Raw genomic sequence first — 18,968 nt, forward strand, 5'->3', positions numbered from 1 at the left:
TTTTTTATTTTGTTGTGATGGGAACATAAACCACCTGTTTCTCTCTGAACCAGTTTTCATCGAACCAGTTGTTCACTTTCGTCACGTCGGCCACCTTGCGAAACATCCTCATTTCGTGTTGCAGGTCGCCGCCTTTGAGGCAAATCACCCCGTTGGGAAGTGAGTTTTGCTGATGTGAAGAGATGTTTTTGCGCACAATTTTCAACAGATCGGGCAGCGGCATCACGGCTCTGCTCACCACGAAGTGGTATTTGCCCCGCTCCTCTTCGCCCGAGAGTTGTTGGGCCGTAACATTTTCTAAGCCCAAAGCCTGTGCCACCTCTTGCGCCACTCTGATTTTCTTTGCCGTGCGGTCTATCAGTTTGAACCGGCATTGGGGAAACAGAATGGCTAAGGGGATGCCCGGAAAGCCGCCGCCTGTGCCGAAATCGAGAATCTCGGTTGTGTCTCTGAATTGGATATACTTGGCAATGGCCAACGAGTGCAACACGTGATGCAGGTAGAGATGGTCGATATCTTTGCGCGAGACGACGTTAATTTTTTCGTTCCAATCCCGGTATAACTCATCTAACTGCTTGATTTGCTGGCGTTGAAGGTCGGTTAAATTCGGAAAATATTTCAGTATTTCTTCCATCGGTATTACCTCTTTATTTTAAGATGCCTTTCAGTTCGCTGCGACTGATGCCCACAACAATCTCGCCCACGGCATGAGGTGCAATCTCATCCTGACAGAACACGAAAGAGATTTCATCTTCATCGAGCGCAAAATTCTCGGGCACGTAGACATCGCCATCGGTGAAAACAGACTGTTTGGCCAGATCTTCCAGGCTCTTGGCCTTGAACCGCTCTTGAATCTTTTGCAGCAAAATCTCTTTCAACGTGGGCTCGTAGCCCGGCACGAAGACATCGGACAGGCGCAGAAGGTTGCCCGTGCGCGTGTCGATATTTCTTATCAGCGTCTGCGAAATGCCATGTGCACCGCCCGCATAGGTATAGATTCGGGCGGTATAAACAACGATGTTGTCGATCCCGTTGCGTGTGTCGGTCTGCACGTTGTATGCATACTCATAGGCCGAGGCATGTTCCCGGTCTCGCCGATACAGACTGCCGTAATCTTGATGATAGTCTGTTAGCAATCGACGGACAAAAGAATCTACCGCCGCTCTCATCTCCATCGGTTTGCGGGTAAGCGAAAAATAGTCGGGCGCGAGCAGTCCCGAGCGTAAGAGAGCTTGATTAATTATCTGTGCATTTTGGCCTTTGGCATATTGGATGTTCAGTTTCACGGTGCATTTGGGCGAGTTGCTGTCGGTCGTTAGAGCCGCCATCGTGTCTACGACCACACTGTCGAAAGTCAATCCGTCGGTCTTTGCCGTTCTCGTCGACCTGTTGCCGCAGGCGTAGAAAGTAAGAAATAGGATGGAAGCAAGAAGAAATCCTCTCATGTGTGTACTGTCTAATCTGGTGCAAAGTTACGAATAAAACGGTAAGAAGATAGATATTCTGTGTTAATCTCTGTCATCTGTCAGTAAAAAGGAGTAATTTTGCAACGACCGCAGAAGGTAGCAGGGCGGGATGCCGGTAAGGCTTGGAGAGATCAAACCCAAGCGTAGAAATACGCCTTTCTAACCAGCTGCTGTTCAATAGCTTATAAAGCAATTTGCAAAAGCTAAGAAAATGATTTGCAAAAGCTAAGAAAACGCAATGCTATCTCTTAGCTTTTGCCACTCAAAAGCTAAGAGATGGGCATCCGAAAGCTAAGAGATGAAAAAGAAACACCTTAAGAAGAAAAGAAGATATGGAAGAGAAAACAATCAAAAAGCGTGTCGCGCTCTTCGATTTAGACGGGGTGGTGTTTGCTACTGAAAACCTTTACAGTGTGTTTTGGGAGGATGTCTTTTCTCGGCTTCTTCCCGGACGGAGGGGCTTGGAGCAGACCATCAAAGGGCAAACGCTGACTTGGATCTACGAGAAATATTTTCCCGAAAGGCCCGATCTGCAAAGGGAGATTACCCTGGGGTTGAACCATTTTGAACAAGAAATGCCTTATTTCTACGTCAAAGGCTTTCTCGACTTCGTGCAGCAGCTGCGCCGCAACGGTGTGAAAACGGCGGTGGTGACCAGCAGTAACCTTCGGAAAATGAGACAGGTGTATAGAGAACATCCCGATTTCGAGAGCTTGTTCGATCGCATTATCACCTCCGAAGATTTTGAACACAGCAAGCCCGATCCCTCTTGCTATCTTCTCGGAGCCTCATGTTTCGACGCCCAGCCCGAAGAATGTGTCGCTTTTGAAGACAGTATCAATGGGATGAAGGCCGTTTTGGCAGCAGGCATTCCATTGGTGGGCCTCTCTACTACGCTCGCCCCGGAGGTGATAGCAGCGTATACAAAGGTGATCATCCCCAATTTCGAGGGACAGACGTTCGAAAGCCTTGTAAAGGCCCTGTAAAGGTGGCGGGTATTTGCGGGAGTTGATAAAAAATAGTAATTTTGCGAGCAAATCAACGCATCATGGCAGGTTATTTAACAACCGATAAAAAGAAAATCACTTCCACACAATTCATCGCGATGAAGCGGGCAGGCGAGAAAATCTCGATGCTCACGGCCTACGATTACACCACGGCAGGCATTATCGACCGTGCCGGGATTGACGGCATTCTCGTGGGCGACTCGGCTTCTAACGTCATGGCAGGCCATGCCGACACGTTGCCCATCACACTCGATGAGATGATTTATCATGCTCGCAGTGTGGCGAAAGCTGTGAAACACGCCCTCGTTGTTTGCGATATGCCTTTCGGAAGCTATCAAATCTCGCGCGAAGAGGGCATCCGTAATGCTGTGCGCGTGATGAAAGAGACGGGCGTAGACGCACTGAAAATAGAAGGTGGAGCAGAGATGGCCGATACGATCAAGGGTATTGTCGATGCAGGAATCCCTGTTATGGGGCATCTGGGGCTCACGCCGCAGAGTATCAACAAGCTGGGCGGTTATGGTTTAAGGGCTAAAGACGAGGCCGAAGCCGAGAGACTACTCGCCGACGCAAGGAAATTGGAGGCTGCGGGCTGCTTCGGCATCACGCTCGAAAAGGTGCCGGCTGCGCTCGCAGCAAAGGTGACCAAGACTGTTGGCTGTGCCACTATCGGCATCGGAGCGGGCAACGAAACCGACGGACAGATTCTGGTATATGCCGATATGTTGGGAATGACGCAGGCTTTTCGTCCTAAATTCTTGCGGGTGTATGCCGATTTAAGTGCTGTGATGACCGATGCCGTGGGTCATTATATTAATGATGTGAAGACGAAAGATTTTCCCAGTGCAACGGAATCTTATTAAATAAAGGTATGGATACACAGAACACCCCCGTGCATATTCGCCTTTGGCATGCCGATTTTTGGCTGTTGGCCATCATCAATCTGCTCATCACGATGTCGGTAGACATGCTCATACCCGTGCTTCCGGTGTGGATGCTTAGTTCGGCAGGCATGAATACGGTCGAAACGGGCATAATGATGGGAGCGTATGGCCTGGGATTGTTCGTACTGGGAGGCTTTTGCAACTTTTGGGTGCAACGTTATCGCCGCAATAGAGTTTGTCTTTGGGCGATGTTCTTTGTCTTTCTATCGCTTGTCGGAACATGGGGCGTGCAGAAATATCTCTCCTTTTCGGGGTTGCAATTCCCGCTTTTACTGTTTTGTCGGGTGGTATTGGGAGCGGCATTCGGATTGATGCAGATGATTCTTTCGAGCACATTGATTATCGATAAGAGCGAATCGTTCCAGCGCACAGAGGCCAATCATGCCGCGACATGGTTTGGTAGGTTTGCATTGTCTTTGGGGCCGATGCTGGCTGTGGTCGTTTCGCGTACGTCTGTCGATGCCATTTGGGTGGCAGCGGGTATCGCAGCGGTGGCCTTTGCTTTGCTCTCAAGCATCAACTTTCCTTTTAAAACGCCTGAAGACGATGTGAAAATCATCAGCACCGACCGCTTTTTCCTCTCTTCGGCCAAATGGCTTTTCCTGAATTTGTTTGTCATCAATGTGGCGGTAGGACTGCTGTTATCGGTCGAGTTCACGGCGATGTTTTATGCCATGATGATGGTGGGCTTCTGCATCGCTCTGTTGGCAGAGCGCTATGCCTTTGTCAATGCCGACTTGAAGAGCGAGGTGGTGTCGGGATTGATTCTCATCGGGGCTGCTCTTTTGATGATGCTCACCCGTAAACAAATGGTGGTGACGTATCTGTCGCCTGTCTTCACGGGCTTGGGAATCGGACTGATTGGGGCGCGCTTTCTGCTTTTCTTTATCAAACTTAGTAAGCATTGCCAACGTGGAACGGCTGTGAGCACCTATATGTTGGCCTGGGAAAGCGGTTTGGCGGCGGGCCTTTTCGTAGGCTATGCGCTGCTTTCGGGACACGAACACCAGGTGTTGTGCGTGGCTTTGGGCGTTGTGGTGCTGGCATTGGCGTTGTATGTGGGTTTCGTCCACTCATGGTATATGCGGAATAAGAATCGTTAGGGTTTTGCAAGATCTATCTGAGACGAAACCGGAGAAGAGGAACGAAGGGAGCTTGTCTGACAGATGACACAATATCCCGCAGCTATTCCCGTTTATCAAGCATGAAAATAAAAACATTCTTTGCTCTTTTTGCGATGCTCTGCACGCTGTTTTCGTGCAGCGACGATGAATTTTCGACTTCAAAGGGCTTATATCTGCAATTCTCTACCGACACGTTGAAGATGGATACGGTCTTCTCAAACGTGCCGACTTCTACTCGAACATTTTGGGTGCACAATCCGTTTGGCGATGGAATAAGAATCAAAAATGTGCGATTGGCGGGCGGAAATCAAAACGGATTTCGGGTGAATGTGGATGGAACGCCGCTCAATGGGACGGCGGGCTACCAGGCTGCCGACTTCGAATTGCGACGGCGGGATAGTCTGCGTGTGTTTGTGGAACTTACGTCTCCCGTCAACGGAACAACCGACCCGAAACTCCTGGAAGACCTTTTGGTGTTTACCCTCGAGAATGGCCGACAACAGCAAGTGGTGCTTCGGGCTTATGCGTGGGATGCTGTGTCGCTTCGCAATTTGCGCATCAAAAACGATACGACCCTTTCTACTCGCCGCCCTGTCGTCATCTATGGCGGTATCAAGGTAGACAGTCTGGCTACGCTGACGATTGCAGCCGGTACGACGCTTTATTTTCATGCCGGCGCGGGGATAGAAGTCGACGGTAGGTTGCTCATCGAGGGAACGGCCAACGCCAATGTCGTGCTTCGTGGTGACCGTCTCGACCGAATGTTTCCCTATTTGCCTTACGATCGTGTGAGCGGACAATGGAAGGGCATTCTACTTCGTTCCTCGTCGTATGGCAATCGGTTTCGCTTTGCCGACATCCATAGCTGTTTCGACGGAGTGGTGGCCGATTCGTCAGATGTCTCACAGCTCAAACTCACGATGGAGTCTTCTACCATTCATAATTGCCAGGGCTACGGACTGTCGGCCACCAACAGTCAGGTGTTTTTGCAAAACTGCCAGTTCTCCAACACGCAGGCTCACTGTGTGCACATCGACGGCGGAAGGGTGCAGATGAAACACTGTACGCTGGCACAGTTTTATCCCTTTAATGCCCATCGCGGAGCGGCCCTATGGCTCAGTGCGGCCAGATTTGCGCTTACGCAATTCTCGTGTCTCAACACGCTTGTGACGGGTTATGGCGAGGATGTCTTGCAGGGCGAGAAAGGCGATGGGGGACTGACGTTCGACTGTCTTTTCGATCATTGCATCCTGCGAACGCCAAAGACGGAGTCGGAGGGTAGCGTTGTGTTTCACGAAGTGGTCTTCGAGGATGTGGCCGATACCACGTCCTATGGCCGAAAGCACTTTGTACGGGTGGACGAGGGGAAACAACAATATGACTTCCGCCTCTCAAAGCAGAGCAAAGCCATCGATTGTGCCGACCCTGCACATGCTCTTCCCACTGATAGAAACGGTCGGCCGCGCGATGCTAAGCCCGATGTGGGGGCGTATGAGTTTTAGTTGACGAGTCGATTAGGTGAACAAGTTGATGAGTTTTTCCAGGGTCCCTTAAGTTCGAGGGATGGGAGTATGTGAAGTAGTTGAGTTCATCAGTTGACAAGTTGACGAATTGAACCTAAATAAAATCAGCAACGATGAAAGAAATAGAACTTCTTATAAGAATCAAGCAGTATGCCTTTGAAGAGCTTTCGGCCGACGACCGCGAGCTGGTAGATTCCGCCCGGAGAGCCACGCACAACGCCTACGCTCGCTATTCTCATTTCTATGTTGGGGCGGCTCTACGTCTGCAAAACGGCGATATCGTGATAGGAGCCAATCAGGAGAATGCAGCCTTTCCGTCGGGACTTTGCGCCGAACGTTCGGCTATCTTTGCAGCTCAATCGCAGCAACCCCAGCAGGCGATCACCGCTTTGGCCATTTCGGCCCGCAATGATCGGGGATTTCTGCAACGTCCCATCACGCCTTGCGGAGCTTGTCGGCAGGTGGTGCTCGAGATGGAAGACCGCTACCAACGCCCGGTTCGCCTTTTGCTCGACGGAACTTCCTCAGTCTACGAAATCAAGAGCATCAAAGATCTTCTCCCTCTTTCTTTCGTAGACGAAAACATGCGTTAAGGTTTTGTTTTGATGATCTACCCATCTACCGGGGGTAGAAGCCTTTTGGGTGCTGTTGCACTCGAATGGGGATTACGTATTTTGAGTGGCTGCGAGTTCTGCGGCAAGGAAGCGAGGGGTGAATCCTTTCTGGCTGCGGGCCACCTCTTCGGGGGTGCCGGTGGAGAGGACATATCCGCCGCCGCGACCGCCCTCGGGTCCCATGTCGATGATGTGATCGGCGAGTTTGATGACGTCGAGATTGTGCTCGATGATGATGACGGTGTTGCCGCGGTCTACCAGTCGTTGCAATACGTCCATCAGGATGCGGATATCTTCGAAATGCAGACCGGTGGTAGGTTCGTCGAGGATATAGAGCGTCTTGCCTGTGTCGCGCTTGCTGAGTTCGGTGGCGAGTTTTACGCGCTGGCTCTCGCCGCCGGAGAGAGTGGTGGAGGGCTGACCGAGCTTGATGTAACCCAATCCGACATCCTGAAGGGTTTTGATCTTCTGGAGGATGCCGGGCACGTTCTCGAAAAACTCCACAGCTTGATTGATGGTCATGTCGAGCACGTCGGCAATACTTTTTCCTTTATAGCGCACCTCGAGCGTCTCGCGGTTGTATCGTTTGCCGTGGCACACTTCGCAGGGCACGAGTACGTCGGGAAGAACGTTCATCTCGATGGTTCTGTAGCCGTTGCCCGAACATTCTTCGCATCGCCCGCCCTTAACGTTGAAAGAGAATCGGCCGGGTTTGTAGCCGCGTATCTGAGCCTCGGGTAGGTGAACGAAGAGGTTGCGGATGTCGTTGAACACGCCGGTGTAGGTGGCTGGATTGGAGCGCGGCGTGCGACCCAGGGGCGACTGATCTACGTCGACCACCTTGTCTACGTTTTCGATACCCTCCACCGAGGCGTAGGGCATCGGTCTCTTGAGCGATCGGTAGAAGTGTTGCGAGAGGATGGGTTGCAGCGTTTCGTTGATAAGGGTAGATTTGCCTGAGCCGCTCACACCCGTGATGACAATGAGCTTGCCCAGCGGAAATTCTACATCTACGTTTTTCAAGTTGTTGCCGCTGCCTCCGACTATCCGGATACTCTTGCCGTTGCCTTCGCGCCGGGTTGTGGGCACTTTGATTTGCATTGCTCCGTTGAGATAATCGGCCGTGATGGTCTGCTGGCGGAGCATCTCGGCGGGCGTGCCTTGAAAAACAACTTCTCCACCCTTTCTGCCGGCTCGCGGACCAATGTCGACGATGTAATCGGCTGCCAGCATCATGTCTTTGTCGTGTTCGACGACGATGACGGTGTTGCCCAGGTTACGTAATTCTTTGAGTGAGGCGATAAGCCGCTCGTTGTCGCGTTGATGGAGCCCGATGCTGGGTTCATCAAGGATGTAGAGAACGTTGACCAACTGCGAACCGATTTGTGTAGCCAGACGGATGCGCTGACTCTCGCCGCCCGAGAGCGATGCCGAGGAACGGTTGAGCGTGAGATAGTCGAGCCCCACCTCGAGGAGAAAGTCTACGCGAGTGCGGATCTCTTTCAGAATTTCGGTAGCGATTTTGCGACCTTTGCTGTCGAGATGTTCTTCCACGCTGTCGAGCCATTGCCGTAGGTCGGCAAGGTCCATGTCGGCAAGTTGAGCGATGTTTTTGTCCCACACTTTGAAGGCGAGCGACTCGCGGCGGAGCTTCTGCCCATGGCATTCGGGGCAGGGGCAGGTACCGAGAAACTGGTCGGCCCATTTGCGGCTACTGGCCGAGTCGTCGTTCTCAATAACGTTGCGCAGGTATTTGATGAGTCCGTCGTAAGAGCTGAAGAAGTCGCTTGAGGTATGGATGAGATCTTTCGAAATTTTCACGCGCTCCATCGAGCCGTATAGCACTTCGTCCATCGCCTCGGAGGGAATAGCTTTCAGGGGTGTTTTCAGATCGCAATCGTACTTGTGGAGCAGCGCATCGATTTGCCAGAAAATCATCTGACTCTTATACTTGCCCAGCGGTGCGATGCCTCCCTCGTGAATATTCTTCGTGTTGTCGGGCACCACTTTCTTCAGGTCGATTTCGCTGACATAGCCCAATCCCTTGCACTTGGGGCAGGCCCCCTCTGGCGAGTTGAACGAGAAATTGTTAGGAGCCGGTTCGGGATAAGAGATACCCGTTGTGGGGCACATCAAACGTTTGGAAAAGTTTTTCAGTTCGTCGGTATCCTGGTCGTATATCATCATCGCACCGTCGCCCTGCTTCATGGCCGTTTGAATGGTTTTTCTAAGTCGTTCGTCGTCTTTTCCCTGCACCTTGAGTTTGTCGATCACCACCTCGATATTATGATTCTTGTAGCGATCTACCTTCATGCCGCGGGTGATTTCTTTGATTTCGCCGTCTACGCGCATGTAGAGGTAGCCCTTGCGGCGCATACTCTCGAAGAGTTCGCGATAGTGGCCTTTGCGTTGATGAACCAGAGGTGCGAGGATATAGATGCGGCGGTCGGCATAGCGAGAGAGAATCATCTCGATGACTTCCTCCTCGGTGTATTTCACCATCTTTTCGCCCGTGGCATAGCTGTAGGCCGTACCGGCGCGGGCGTAGAGCAGTCGCAGATAGTCGTATATCTCGGTGGTGGTTCCCACGGTGGAGCGTGGGTTTTTGTTGGTCGTTTTTTGTTCGATGCTGATAACGGGGCTCAGTCCGGTAATTTTGTCTACGTCGGGGCGTTCCATATGTCCCAGGAAGTTGCGGGCGTAGGCAGAGAAGGTTTCTATGTATCGCCGTTGTCCTTCGGCGAAGAGGGTGTCGAAAGCCAGCGACGATTTGCCCGAACCCGACAGTCCTGTGATCACCGTCATACTGTTGCGTGGAATCTCCACGTCTATATTTTTAAGATTGTGAACGCGTGCGCCCCAAACATTGATTTTTTCGTCTTGCATTGTTGTTGTCCTGTAATGAGGGTCTGCTGCGGGGCAGACTTATTCGATATAGTTTCTGAGCAGATTGACGTCTTTCTTGATGTTGAACACCCGTCCGTCGGCTCCTCGGGCGTTGACGATGACGAAGTAGACGCCGTCTTTCACGTCCTGCCCCTTGAATCGGCCGTCCCATCCGCCGGCGGGGTCGGTCCACTCGTAGAGTTTCTGTCCCCAGCGGTTGAAGATGCAGGCCTTGAATGCCACGAGCGACCGATAACCATTTTTAGCCCTGTAGACATCGTTCACGCCGTCGCCGTTGGGAGTGAAGATGTTGGGCATTTCCAGTTTGCTCTCCGAGATGGTGATGCGGATGGGGTCGGCCGTGGTCCAGTAGTCGTCGGTATATCGAATGGTGTCGGTGCCTTGCACGAAGGTGGCGTAGAGTTCGACGAGGTGGGTGCCGGCTGTGAGGAAGGTGTATTCCGTGTCTTTTTCGTATCTGACGAGATAAGCCCCTTTGCGTTTGTTGTCGGTATAGAATCGCCATTCGTAGTGTGCCTCCCAGCCGTCGGCATGAGTGACGTTGGCTTCGAAGCGGGTGCGCAGCGGAGCCGAGCCCGAGTAATTATTGTTTTGCTCCTCGCCGCTTTCGGTGATGAAAGTAGCCGTGGGACTAATGGCGGGTGGGGTGCCGGCCTGAACGCGAAGGGCGAGCAGGGGAAGGCAAACCAGCAGAAAGATCGTTTGTTTCATATACTATCTCTATGTTCAGATGATTGTGGATTGCAAAATTACGCAATAAAGTTGGATTTCGGTTCGCTTCCTTTATTCGGATCCTTCGATACCGGTGGATTGTCGGAGCAGAAGTATGGTGTGAGACTCTCTTCATCGAGGATGTACTACATGCTTTGCCAATGAGAGTGTATTAAAATTTTGATACGCCCTTTTCTCTTATATCATTCACTCAACCTTAATTCCTTCCACAAATGGCGGCCTTTTGTGCATGAAAATGTTTTTTGATACCGAAACTGCGGCATTTTGTGCACGAAAATCTTTTTTGTATCCCAAACTTTTAAAGTTTGCGTATTCTATATCAATCGCATGAGGGATGGGGAAGGAGATGCCAAAAGAAAAAGAGAATGTACCATAAAAGAAATGATGGTACACCCTCTATGACGAAAGTGGGGTCAACGATATAGCAAGAGTGGCGGCAGAAGGCTCATCGAATGCCATTCTGCCGCCATCATCCTGCCATCCTGCCGTGAGGACTCTCGCCGCAGATGGGCGAGGAGGAAAGCGAGAGATTGCTACGCTTTAGTGCGATGCGTTTTTGCTTGGGAGGGCGTATCGCTCTCCGGTTTCTTTTACGAGTTTACGGGCAAAGGGTTCGGGGAATCCGGGGCGTTCTACCTTGGCACCAAGTCCTTCGCTATTGCGCAAGAAAGTGCGTCCGCGGGTGGGCTTCACGGCCATGTCGTTATACTTGACGATGAGGAAGGTGGCCAGTTCTTTCCAGGCCGTGAGCATTTGTTGGGCCTGACGGTTGCTGTAGGCGTTGAGATATTTCACGGCCTCGGTGGGATCGGTGTTGTAGAGCTCTTGGGCGTGGAATTCGACGTCGGCCTGCTGGGCCTGGTAACTGTTGTCGAGACTGTCGCGCACCTCACGAAGGGTGGGGAAGAGCTGACTATAGCGCGGATAAACCATATTGCTCACCCAGTTGCACACCCAGTAGGCGTTCCGGTCGGAAAAGGTCACGGCGTCGGCCCCTGGCGTGTTGTAGCAGTCGGGCTGAATGGTGTTGCCGCAGTAGATCGGGGTGTAGGGCACCATGTTGCCGTCGTCGTTGCCGAACCAGAGGATGCCGCCAATCTCGCGGGGCAGCCACGAACGTAACTGGGCCACGTAGCTGAAGGCCGTTTGCTGGGTGGAGACGGGTCGCTCGTTAAAATATTTCCGTCCGTCGACGGTGAAGCTTAACGGCGTGGGGCGATAGGGCATCTGCCAGATTCCGCCGCCGATGCTGGTGGTGTCGAGGGCGAGCGGAGTGTCTTCGTAGTGGTCGCGCATGGCGGCCTGAACATCTTGCAGACTCACTTTGCGGTTGGGCACAATCCACAGCGGCATGCTCTCGGCATCGGTCTCCTTGCCCATCACCCAGGGCAGATAACGGTCGAAGTTGTCGGCAAAGCGGTTGAAGAAACTCCAGACGCGAGCATCGCAGTAACGTCTTCCGCCGAAGTCGGGTGCGGCATACACGTCGCGCCATGAGAAGTCTTTATCCTTGCCGCTGTACCAACCCTTGGAACGGGCAAAGCTTACTACGTCTTTGGCATACATCACGTCGCCTTTCTTGTAGTGCATGAAGGTGGTGATGCGGCTCTGATTGGCATGTGCACAGATGGCATCGTCGGGGATGCGCACAGCTACCCAAACGGCTCCCTTGCTGCCCGGACCTTTGCCCATCATCTCCATCACCCAGGCCTCGTTGGGGTCGCAGATGGTAAAGGTTTCGCCGCTCGAATAATAGCCGTAGGTGTTCACCAAGGTGGTCATCACGTGGATGGCTTCGCGGGCCGACCTGCTGCGTTGCAGAGCGATGTAGATGAGCGAACCGTAGTCGAGGATGCCCGTCGAGTCGATCATCTCCTCGCGTCCGCCATAAGTGGTTTCGCCGATGCACACCTGGTATTCGTTGATGTTACCGATGACGTTATAGGTCTCGGCGGCCTCGGGAATTGCGCCCAGGTATTTGTGGCTGTCCCAATCCCGCACTTGCCGCATTTCGCCCTTGGCGTGGCGGGCGGCGGGGAAGTGGCACAGACCGATGAACATACCATAGTCGTCGGCGTTGTAGGTGCAGAACACCGACCCGTCTGTACTGGCCTTCTTGCCAACAATGAAGTTGGTGCAGGCATGGGCGGCGAAGGCCGAGAGGGCGAGTGCCGCCGTGAGGAAGAATTTCTTCATAAGTTTGTAAGTTGAGGTGATTAATAAAGTATTTGGGTTTCAAATGTGCGAGTGTTGCCGCAGCGATCGGTGGCTGTGAAGCGCAGGTGGCGCAGCTTTCCGGTGGGTTGTAGCGGAGTGTCTTTCAGACGACAGACGACCCACGGACTTTTCGGCACGTCTTCGAACAGTACAAATTCGCCGTCGAGACTCCCCTTATATTCTGCCAGTCCGCTCTTGGTGTCTTCCAAACCCAGGCGGATGGTGCCGCTTGCCGCCCAATGACTTTGCCCGATGGGCGAAATCACGGGCGGACGATCGTCGTAATCCACTTCGTAGGTCAGATGCAGGTCGCGCACGCGGGCTGTGAGCCAACCGTCTTGATAGGTGCCGCCGATGTATCGGTCGACCGATCCGTGCGCCACGATATAGAGCTTCTCGGGACGAGCCACCTGTCGGTCTACTCGCAGACGGATGCCGGCGGGATGGAACAGTCGAAGAGGGCTCGTCGCGAAGGTGTAAGAATGAGAGAGTCTGCTGTCGGTGGGTAGGATGTGTGGGGCGAGTTCCACGTCTTCGGCCACCGATCCCTGCCGCACCCACAACTGTGCGCCGGGTAGCAGAAATGCGGAGGGCCGATTCCAGCACACGGTGCGCAGGATGCTCTTCGGGCGTGGGAGCGGAATCTTTGTCGGTCGCGCCGTCACGATGAAAGAGTATTGCGAGGTGTTGCCTTTGAAGTCGGTTAGGAGATATTCCAGTCGATAGTTGCGTTCTTCCTTGAAATCAACATAGCCTGCTTCGGCGTTGGTGGTGAAGAAGGGCAGGGTGAGGCCCGGCGGAACGAACGACCGCAGATACCATACGCCCATCCGCCGGAAATGTTCTTCGTCTCCCCAGGCATTCACCTGCACGGTCTGTCCGTTGGGGATGCGTTCCACCGTACTGCTGAAGATGCTATGCCCGTCTACGCGGAGTTCTGTTCTCTTGACGCCGTATCGGTTGTAGGTGGCTTCCATATAGTCGTTGGCCCAGAGGGCGAATCCCACCTTTCCCCAGGCCATGAGAGGGCGTTGCAGATGGTGCGAGCTGAAGCCGACCGACTGCTTCGCGCTGCCTCCGTTGAACACACCCTCGCCGGCTTTGGGATAAGCCATAAAGCCGTGGGCCATGGGCGGGAGTCGGTCTTCCACCTCGCGGGCGATGAAGCGGAGCGGGTCGAGCTGGTCGCCCGTTCGCGTCTCGTGCACCTCGAGATGCAGATGCGGAGCCTGCGAGGCTCCCGTATTTCCGCTGATGGCGATGAGTTGTCCGCGTGCCACAGGTAGGTCGGTGGGAGCGAACTGCATCTCGCCCACTCCCCTTTGGTGTGCGTATTGCCACCGCCTCACTCGGGCTTTGATGGCGGGTGTGAAGGCTTTCAGATGACAGTAAACGCTGGTGTAGCCTTCGGGATGATGCACGTAGACGGCGTTGCCGAAGCCGCCTACGCCCACCGATATGCGCGAGATGTATCCGTCGCCGATGGCAAAGATGGGCCATCCCTCCCTACCGCCCGTCTTCACGTCGATGCCGCCGTGAAAGTGGTTGGGGCGCGGTTCGCCGAAGTTGCCGGCCAAGGCGATCGGCTGATTCACGGGCGAGCCGAAGGTCACTTTTGCTGCCAATAATAAACTGTATAAGATGCTCATGTTGCTTTCTCTCTGTCGGAACGATTTTTTTTCTTTCCAACAGTGCTGCAAAGATAATCAATTGTTTTTTAGTTGACAAGTTGAGGAGTTGACAGATGCTACTGTACCCTACAAAACCGCCACGGAGAGGAAAATGGTGCTACTGTACCCTACAAAATCGCCACGGAGAGGAAAATGGTGCTATTGTACCCTACAAAATCGCCACGGAGAAGAAAATGGTGCTATTGTACCCTACAAAATCGCCACGGAGAGGAAAATGGTGCTACTGTACCCTACAAAATCGCCACGGAGACCAAATTGATGCTACTGTACCCTACAGTAACGCCATCTGAGACAAAAATGATGCTACTGAGCGACTCAAAACCGTCGCGGAGACGAAAATGGTGTTACTGAGTGGCTCAAAACCGCCGCGGAGACAAAAATGATGATACTGAGCGACTCAAAACCGTCGCGGAGACAAAAATGATGTTACTGAGCGACTCAAAACCGTCGCGGAGACAAAAATGATGCTACTGAGCGGCTCAAAACCGTCGCGGAGACAAAAATGGTGCTACTGAGCGGATCAAAACCGCCATCAGAGGCCAAAATGGTGAAATTCCGCCGTGAGAAACAGCAGTGGAGGTTCCTCCAAGTAGGGGAAACCTCCGCTATGAAAAAATCCTCAATTCTCAATCTTCAATTCTCAATTAAGATGGTGGCTTTTCCTTTTCGGGCCTCGAAATACGGATATTCGTCGCGCAGAGAGATGTCGTCGTAGATGAAGTCGGCCACAACGGTATCTTTCCCGTCGGGCAGAATCAATCCCATCTTTCCATCCTTCTGTGCGATGATGGGCATCAGACAGAGGTCGTCTACGTAGGTGTAACAACGGCGCAGGAAGTCGTAGCGCGGAGAGACGAGCACCCGCCCGTCGTAATCGTTGATACCGAATTTGCCGTTCACCTCCACCACCTCGTGGTATCTGAGATATTTCGACTTGATGCGGTTGAGGTAGTACACCATCTTGCGGCGGTTGTTCACCAGTGTGAGCAGATAGTCGAACGTGTCGCAATAGTTGGCCATTGCCCGCGTGAGCACGATTTTAAAGTCGAGTCCGCTTGTCACCTTCCGGTTCAGGTCGATATATCGGGCGATGGCTCTTTCCTTTTCGGGAATGGTGAGGGTAGAGAGTTGCGCCTCAAATTTGAGCATGATGTCTTTCGTTCCCGACATACCTTTTATATATCGGTGTATCTGTCTGCTCATCTCGTCGCAGACAAACTTGTCGATGCGTTCTTCTTCAATCGGGTCGACGTAGGTAGCTTCAAAGTTTTCCAATGTGATTTGTTCCATGATGTGCCTCCTTTTCTCACAAAGGTATGATCTTTTATTGAAATCGGGCAAATGGTTAAGCATTTTTTGCACAACCGAGGGAGAGCCCATCAGCGGGCAGAGACATTTTCTGCACTCATGAGAAATAATGACAGAAACGAGAGAACGTGCGCAGATGGAGAACTGTGTGCACACACAAAATACTAAGTTGTAAGTATTGCCCGACCCTGCACAATGCCGTAATTTTGCAGCGCAAAACGGAGGAGACTCCGATTGCTATGAATAAACGTGTGTGTCACAGCACATGATGTTGAACTAATAAAAATAAATGAATGAGACAAGAATGGAGAGGCTTCACCGGCGACAAATGGCAGGATGAAGTCAACATGCGTGAATTTATTCAGAACAATTATACCGCTTACGATGGCGACGATAGTTTTCTGGCTGCTCCGACAGCAGCAACCGACCAACTCTGGGGTATGCTTCAGATGCTGCAAAAGGAAGAACGCGCCAAAGGCGGTGTGCTCGATATGGAAACCGAAGTGGTATCGGGAATGACGGCCTACGGACCTGGATACATCGGCGAGGGAACAAAAGAACTTGAACGGGTGGTGGGTTTGCAGACCGACCAACCGCTCAAACGTGCTTTTATGCCTTACGGCGGTATTCATATGGCCGAGCAGGCCTGCACAACGTACGGTTATCAGCCGTCGGAAAAGCTGCACGAGATCTTTACCAAGTATTGCAAAACGCACAACGATGGCGTGTTCGATGCTTATACCGACGAAATGAAACTGGTGCGCCACAACCATATTCTCACCGGACTGCCCGACACTTATGGTCGCGGACGCATTGTGGGCGACTATCGCCGCGTGGCACTTTACGGCATCGACTTCCTCATTGACGAGAAAGAAAAAGATAAACGCAACTGCGGGTGCGGCGTGATGACCGAAGACGTCATCCGCCTGCGTGAGGAAATCTCCATGCAGATCAAGGCTCTGAAAGAGATGAAAGCGATGGCAGAAATCTACGGATACGACATCTCCCAACCTGCCAACAACGCCCGCGAGGCAGTGCAGTGGCTATACTTCGGCTATTTGGCAGCCATCAAAACACAAAATGGAGCTGCCATGTCTGTTGGGCGCATCTCGACTTTCCTCGATATTTATATTCAGCGCGACTTCAACGAGGGAACGCTAACCGAAGCAGAAGCACAAGAGCTCATTGACCACCTTGTGATGAAATTCCGCATGGTGAAGTTCGCCCGCATACCCGCCTACAACCAACTCTTCTCCGGCGATCCCGTGTGGGCTACGCTCGAAGTGGCAGGAATGGGACAGGACGGCCGGTCGATGGTAACGAAAAACGATTTCCGCTTCCTGCATACGCTCGAAAACATGGGACCCTCGCCCGAGCCCAACCTCACCGTTCTCTACTCCTCGCGTCTGCCCGAAGGTTTTAAGTACTACGCCTCCAAAATCTCGGTGAAAACCAGCTCTATCCAATACGAGAACGACGACGTGATGCGACCCGTTTGGGGCGACGACTACTCGATTTGTTGTTGTGTGTCGGCCACGCAAACCGGCAAGGAGATGCAGTTTTTCGGAGCCCGCGCCAACCTGGCCAAATGTCTTACCTATGCCATTAGTGGCGGTGTGGATGCCAAGACCCGCGAGCAGTGCGGACCGGCTTTGCGACCCATTCAAGGTGATGTTGTGACTTACGAAGAATTTATGCCCCGTTTCATGGATATGATGGAATGGCTCGTGGGCGTTTACGTCAACACGCTGAACCTGATCCACTACATGCACGACAAATACTTCTATGAGGCAGCCGAACTGGCTCTCATCGACACCGACGTGCGCCGAACCTTCGCTACGGGCATCGCAGGCTTCAGTCATGTGGTCGACTCGATTAGTGCCATCAAGTATGCCAAAGTGAACATTATTCGCGACGACACCGGTTTTCCCCTCGAATTTAAAACCGAGGGCGACTTCCCCCGTTACGGCAACGACGACGATCGCGCCGACGACATCGCCGTATGGCTCTTGAAGACCTTTATGAACATGATTCGCAAGCATCACACCTACCGCCACTCGGAACCCACGACGAGCATCTTGACGATTACTTCGAATGTGGTTTATGGCAAATACACCAGTAACATGCCCGATGGACGGCCTGCCGGAGCTCCCCTTGCGCCGGGTGCCAATCCCTCGTATGGGGCAGAGAAAAACGGACTGCTGGCCTCGCTCAATTCCGTGGCTAAGTTGCCCTACGAGTATGCGCTCGATGGTATTTCGAACACGCAGACCATCGCCCCGAGCACCCTCGGACATACCGAGGAAGAACGCGTAAACACGCTCGTAGGCGTGATGGACGGCTACTTCGACAAGGGCGCCCATCATCTCAATGTCAATGTCTTCGGCGTCGAAAAACTGATCAACTGCATGGAACACCCCGAGAAGGAGGAATACGCCAACTTCACCATTCGCGTCAGCGGATATGCCGTGAAGTTTATCGACCTCACCCGCGAGCAACAGCTCGACGTCATTGCCCGTCAGGCGCACGGAAAATTGGCATAGAAACGACTTCGAAATACTTATTGACGACCGGCGGCAACACCCGTTCCGCCGGTCGTTTTTATCTTTAAGAACGATGACTCCTAAAGCACGCATACACTCCATCGAATCCTTCGGCTCGGTAGACGGTCCCGGCATCCGCTTTATCATCTTTTTGAAAGGCTGCCAGATGCGTTGCCGCTACTGCCACAATCCCGATACGTGGGACGAACACACCGACGACCTCCGCTCGGCCGACGAACTTCTGGACCAGGCTCTTCGCTACCGGTCTTATTGGGGTCGGACGGGTGGCATTACCGTCAGTGGTGGTGAGGCTCTTTTGCAGATCGACTTCCTGCTCGACTTCTTCCGTAAAGCCAAGGCACAGGGCATCCACACCTGTCTCGACACGGCTGCGCAGCCTTTTACACGGGACGAACCTTTCTTCTCAAAGTTTGAGGAGCTGATGCACTACACCGACCTCATTTTGCTTGACATCAAGCACATCGACTCCCGGGCTCACCAACGGCTTACTGGTTGGAGCAACGAAAACATTCTCGACTGCGCTCGTTATCTCTCCGAGATCAACCTGCCTGTGTGGATTCGGCATGTGCTGGTGCCTGGTCTGACGGACGACGACGAGTGTCTCTTCCACCTACGCGATTTTCTTAAAACGCTCCGCAACATCCGCCGCATTGAAGTGCTGCCCTATCATTCGATGGGGCTTTACAAATGGGACAAATTGGGTATCCCTTACACCCTGCGCGGAGTGGATTCGCCCACATCCGAACGTGTGAAAAATGCCGAGCGAATCCTGGGCGAGGCCCTGCCGCCTTCCGAATAGGAGGGCATGAGACTAAGGATTAACCTTCTGTAACAGGAATGTTAAACCTTGGTCGCCCGAAGTGCGCTTCTC

Annotated in this window: 14 protein-coding genes; 7 read left to right on the plus strand and 7 right to left on the minus strand. The window is 52.8% G+C overall.

Translation table 11 applies throughout. From position 1 onward, the window contains the following. Positions 1-4: 4 nt before the first annotated feature. Both rsmG and J5A66_RS04945 read right to left on the minus strand, forming a co-directional pair. Positions 5-634 (minus strand): 16S rRNA (guanine(527)-N(7))-methyltransferase RsmG, encoded by a 630-nt coding sequence (rsmG, locus tag J5A66_RS04940; RefSeq protein WP_211791353.1) that lies wholly within the window; start codon positions 632-634, stop codon positions 5-7. Positions 635-647: 13 nt separating this feature from the next. Next, on the minus strand, positions 648-1,445 hold the full coding sequence (locus J5A66_RS04945) for an RsiV family protein (RefSeq protein ID WP_211791354.1): 798 nt from the start codon (positions 1,443-1,445) through the stop codon (positions 648-650). Between the two features lie 353 nt (positions 1,446-1,798). On the opposite strand from J5A66_RS04945, the gene J5A66_RS04950 reads away from it, so the two are divergent. The 5 genes from J5A66_RS04950 (at position 1,799) to cdd (ending at position 6,657) form a co-directional block, all read left to right on the plus strand. Continuing rightward, entirely contained in the window at positions 1,799-2,452 is a 654-nt protein-coding gene (locus J5A66_RS04950) for an HAD family phosphatase (RefSeq protein ID WP_211791355.1), read from the plus strand. 62 nt (positions 2,453-2,514) lie between these two features. Then, entirely contained in the window at positions 2,515-3,336 is an 822-nt protein-coding gene (gene panB / locus J5A66_RS04955; protein ID WP_211791356.1) for a 3-methyl-2-oxobutanoate hydroxymethyltransferase, read from the plus strand. A gap of 8 nt (positions 3,337-3,344) precedes the next feature. Further along, entirely contained in the window at positions 3,345-4,520 is a 1,176-nt protein-coding gene (locus J5A66_RS04960; RefSeq protein WP_211791357.1) for an MFS transporter, read from the plus strand. A 101-nt stretch (positions 4,521-4,621) separates the two neighbouring features. Beyond that, complete coding sequence (locus J5A66_RS04965) at positions 4,622-6,043, plus strand: right-handed parallel beta-helix repeat-containing protein (RefSeq protein WP_211791358.1); 1,422 nt, start codon at positions 4,622-4,624, stop codon at positions 6,041-6,043. Between the two features lie 134 nt (positions 6,044-6,177). Continuing rightward, the gene (gene cdd / locus J5A66_RS04970) at positions 6,178-6,657 is read left to right on the plus strand and encodes a cytidine deaminase (RefSeq protein WP_211791359.1); all 480 of its coding nucleotides are present in this window, start codon (positions 6,178-6,180) and stop codon (positions 6,655-6,657) included. Between the two features lie 72 nt (positions 6,658-6,729). Here the strand turns inward: cdd and uvrA are convergent, their stop codons facing one another. The 5 genes from uvrA to J5A66_RS04995 all read right to left on the minus strand — a co-directional run bounded on the left by uvrA (position 6,730) and on the right by J5A66_RS04995 (position 15,515). Then, a complete protein-coding gene (uvrA, locus tag J5A66_RS04975; protein ID WP_211791360.1) occupies positions 6,730-9,564 on the minus strand; it encodes an excinuclease ABC subunit UvrA in 2,835 nt (944 codons plus the stop codon). Between the two features lie 39 nt (positions 9,565-9,603). Next, positions 9,604-10,296 (minus strand): gliding motility-associated C-terminal domain-containing protein, encoded by a 693-nt coding sequence (locus J5A66_RS04980; protein ID WP_211791361.1) that lies wholly within the window; start codon positions 10,294-10,296, stop codon positions 9,604-9,606. A gap of 561 nt (positions 10,297-10,857) precedes the next feature. Beyond that, positions 10,858-12,513 (minus strand): dipeptidase, encoded by a 1,656-nt coding sequence (locus J5A66_RS04985; protein ID WP_211791362.1) that lies wholly within the window; start codon positions 12,511-12,513, stop codon positions 10,858-10,860. Positions 12,514-12,533: 20 nt separating this feature from the next. Beyond that, positions 12,534-14,183, minus strand: coding sequence for a M23 family metallopeptidase (locus J5A66_RS04990; RefSeq protein ID WP_211791363.1), 1,650 nt, complete (start codon positions 14,181-14,183; stop codon positions 12,534-12,536). Positions 14,184-14,858: 675 nt separating this feature from the next. Further along, the gene (locus J5A66_RS04995; RefSeq protein WP_211791364.1) at positions 14,859-15,515 is read right to left on the minus strand and encodes a hypothetical protein; all 657 of its coding nucleotides are present in this window, start codon (positions 15,513-15,515) and stop codon (positions 14,859-14,861) included. Between the two features lie 311 nt (positions 15,516-15,826). Here J5A66_RS04995 and pflB point away from each other — a divergent pair, with 311 nt between their 5' ends. Together pflB and pflA are read left to right on the plus strand one after the other, a co-directional pair. Beyond that, entirely contained in the window at positions 15,827-18,076 is a 2,250-nt protein-coding gene (pflB, locus tag J5A66_RS05000; protein WP_211791365.1) for a formate C-acetyltransferase, read from the plus strand. Positions 18,077-18,149: 73 nt separating this feature from the next. Continuing rightward, entirely contained in the window at positions 18,150-18,896 is a 747-nt protein-coding gene (gene pflA / locus J5A66_RS05005; RefSeq protein WP_211791366.1) for a pyruvate formate-lyase-activating protein, read from the plus strand. The last annotated feature ends 72 nt before the right edge of the window (positions 18,897-18,968 follow it).

The sequence above is a fragment of the Prevotella sp. oral taxon 475 genome (assembly GCF_018127805.1).
Lineage (GTDB): Bacteria > Bacteroidota > Bacteroidia > Bacteroidales > Bacteroidaceae > Prevotella.

What these genes read in the sequence shown, in the direction of transcription:
- rsmG (WP_211791353.1), bottom strand. Translation starts at nt 634, where the DNA reads ATGGAAGAAATACTGAAATATTTTCCGAATTTAACCGACCTTCAACGC.
- J5A66_RS04945 (WP_211791354.1), bottom strand. Translation starts at nt 1,445, where the DNA reads ATGAGAGGATTTCTTCTTGCTTCCATCCTATTTCTTACTTTCTACGCC.
- J5A66_RS04950 (WP_211791355.1), top strand. Translation starts at nt 1,799, where the DNA reads ATGGAAGAGAAAACAATCAAAAAGCGTGTCGCGCTCTTCGATTTAGAC.
- panB (WP_211791356.1), top strand. Translation starts at nt 2,515, where the DNA reads ATGGCAGGTTATTTAACAACCGATAAAAAGAAAATCACTTCCACACAA.
- J5A66_RS04960 (WP_211791357.1), top strand. Translation starts at nt 3,345, where the DNA reads ATGGATACACAGAACACCCCCGTGCATATTCGCCTTTGGCATGCCGAT.
- J5A66_RS04965 (WP_211791358.1), top strand. Translation starts at nt 4,622, where the DNA reads ATGAAAATAAAAACATTCTTTGCTCTTTTTGCGATGCTCTGCACGCTG.
- cdd (WP_211791359.1), top strand. Translation starts at nt 6,178, where the DNA reads ATGAAAGAAATAGAACTTCTTATAAGAATCAAGCAGTATGCCTTTGAA.
- uvrA (WP_211791360.1), bottom strand. Translation starts at nt 9,564, where the DNA reads ATGCAAGACGAAAAAATCAATGTTTGGGGCGCACGCGTTCACAATCTT.
- J5A66_RS04980 (WP_211791361.1), bottom strand. Translation starts at nt 10,296, where the DNA reads ATGAAACAAACGATCTTTCTGCTGGTTTGCCTTCCCCTGCTCGCCCTT.
- J5A66_RS04985 (WP_211791362.1), bottom strand. Translation starts at nt 12,513, where the DNA reads ATGAAGAAATTCTTCCTCACGGCGGCACTCGCCCTCTCGGCCTTCGCC.
- J5A66_RS04990 (WP_211791363.1), bottom strand. Translation starts at nt 14,183, where the DNA reads ATGAGCATCTTATACAGTTTATTATTGGCAGCAAAAGTGACCTTCGGC.
- J5A66_RS04995 (WP_211791364.1), bottom strand. Translation starts at nt 15,515, where the DNA reads ATGGAACAAATCACATTGGAAAACTTTGAAGCTACCTACGTCGACCCG.
- pflB (WP_211791365.1), top strand. Translation starts at nt 15,827, where the DNA reads ATGAGACAAGAATGGAGAGGCTTCACCGGCGACAAATGGCAGGATGAA.
- pflA (WP_211791366.1), top strand. Translation starts at nt 18,150, where the DNA reads ATGACTCCTAAAGCACGCATACACTCCATCGAATCCTTCGGCTCGGTA.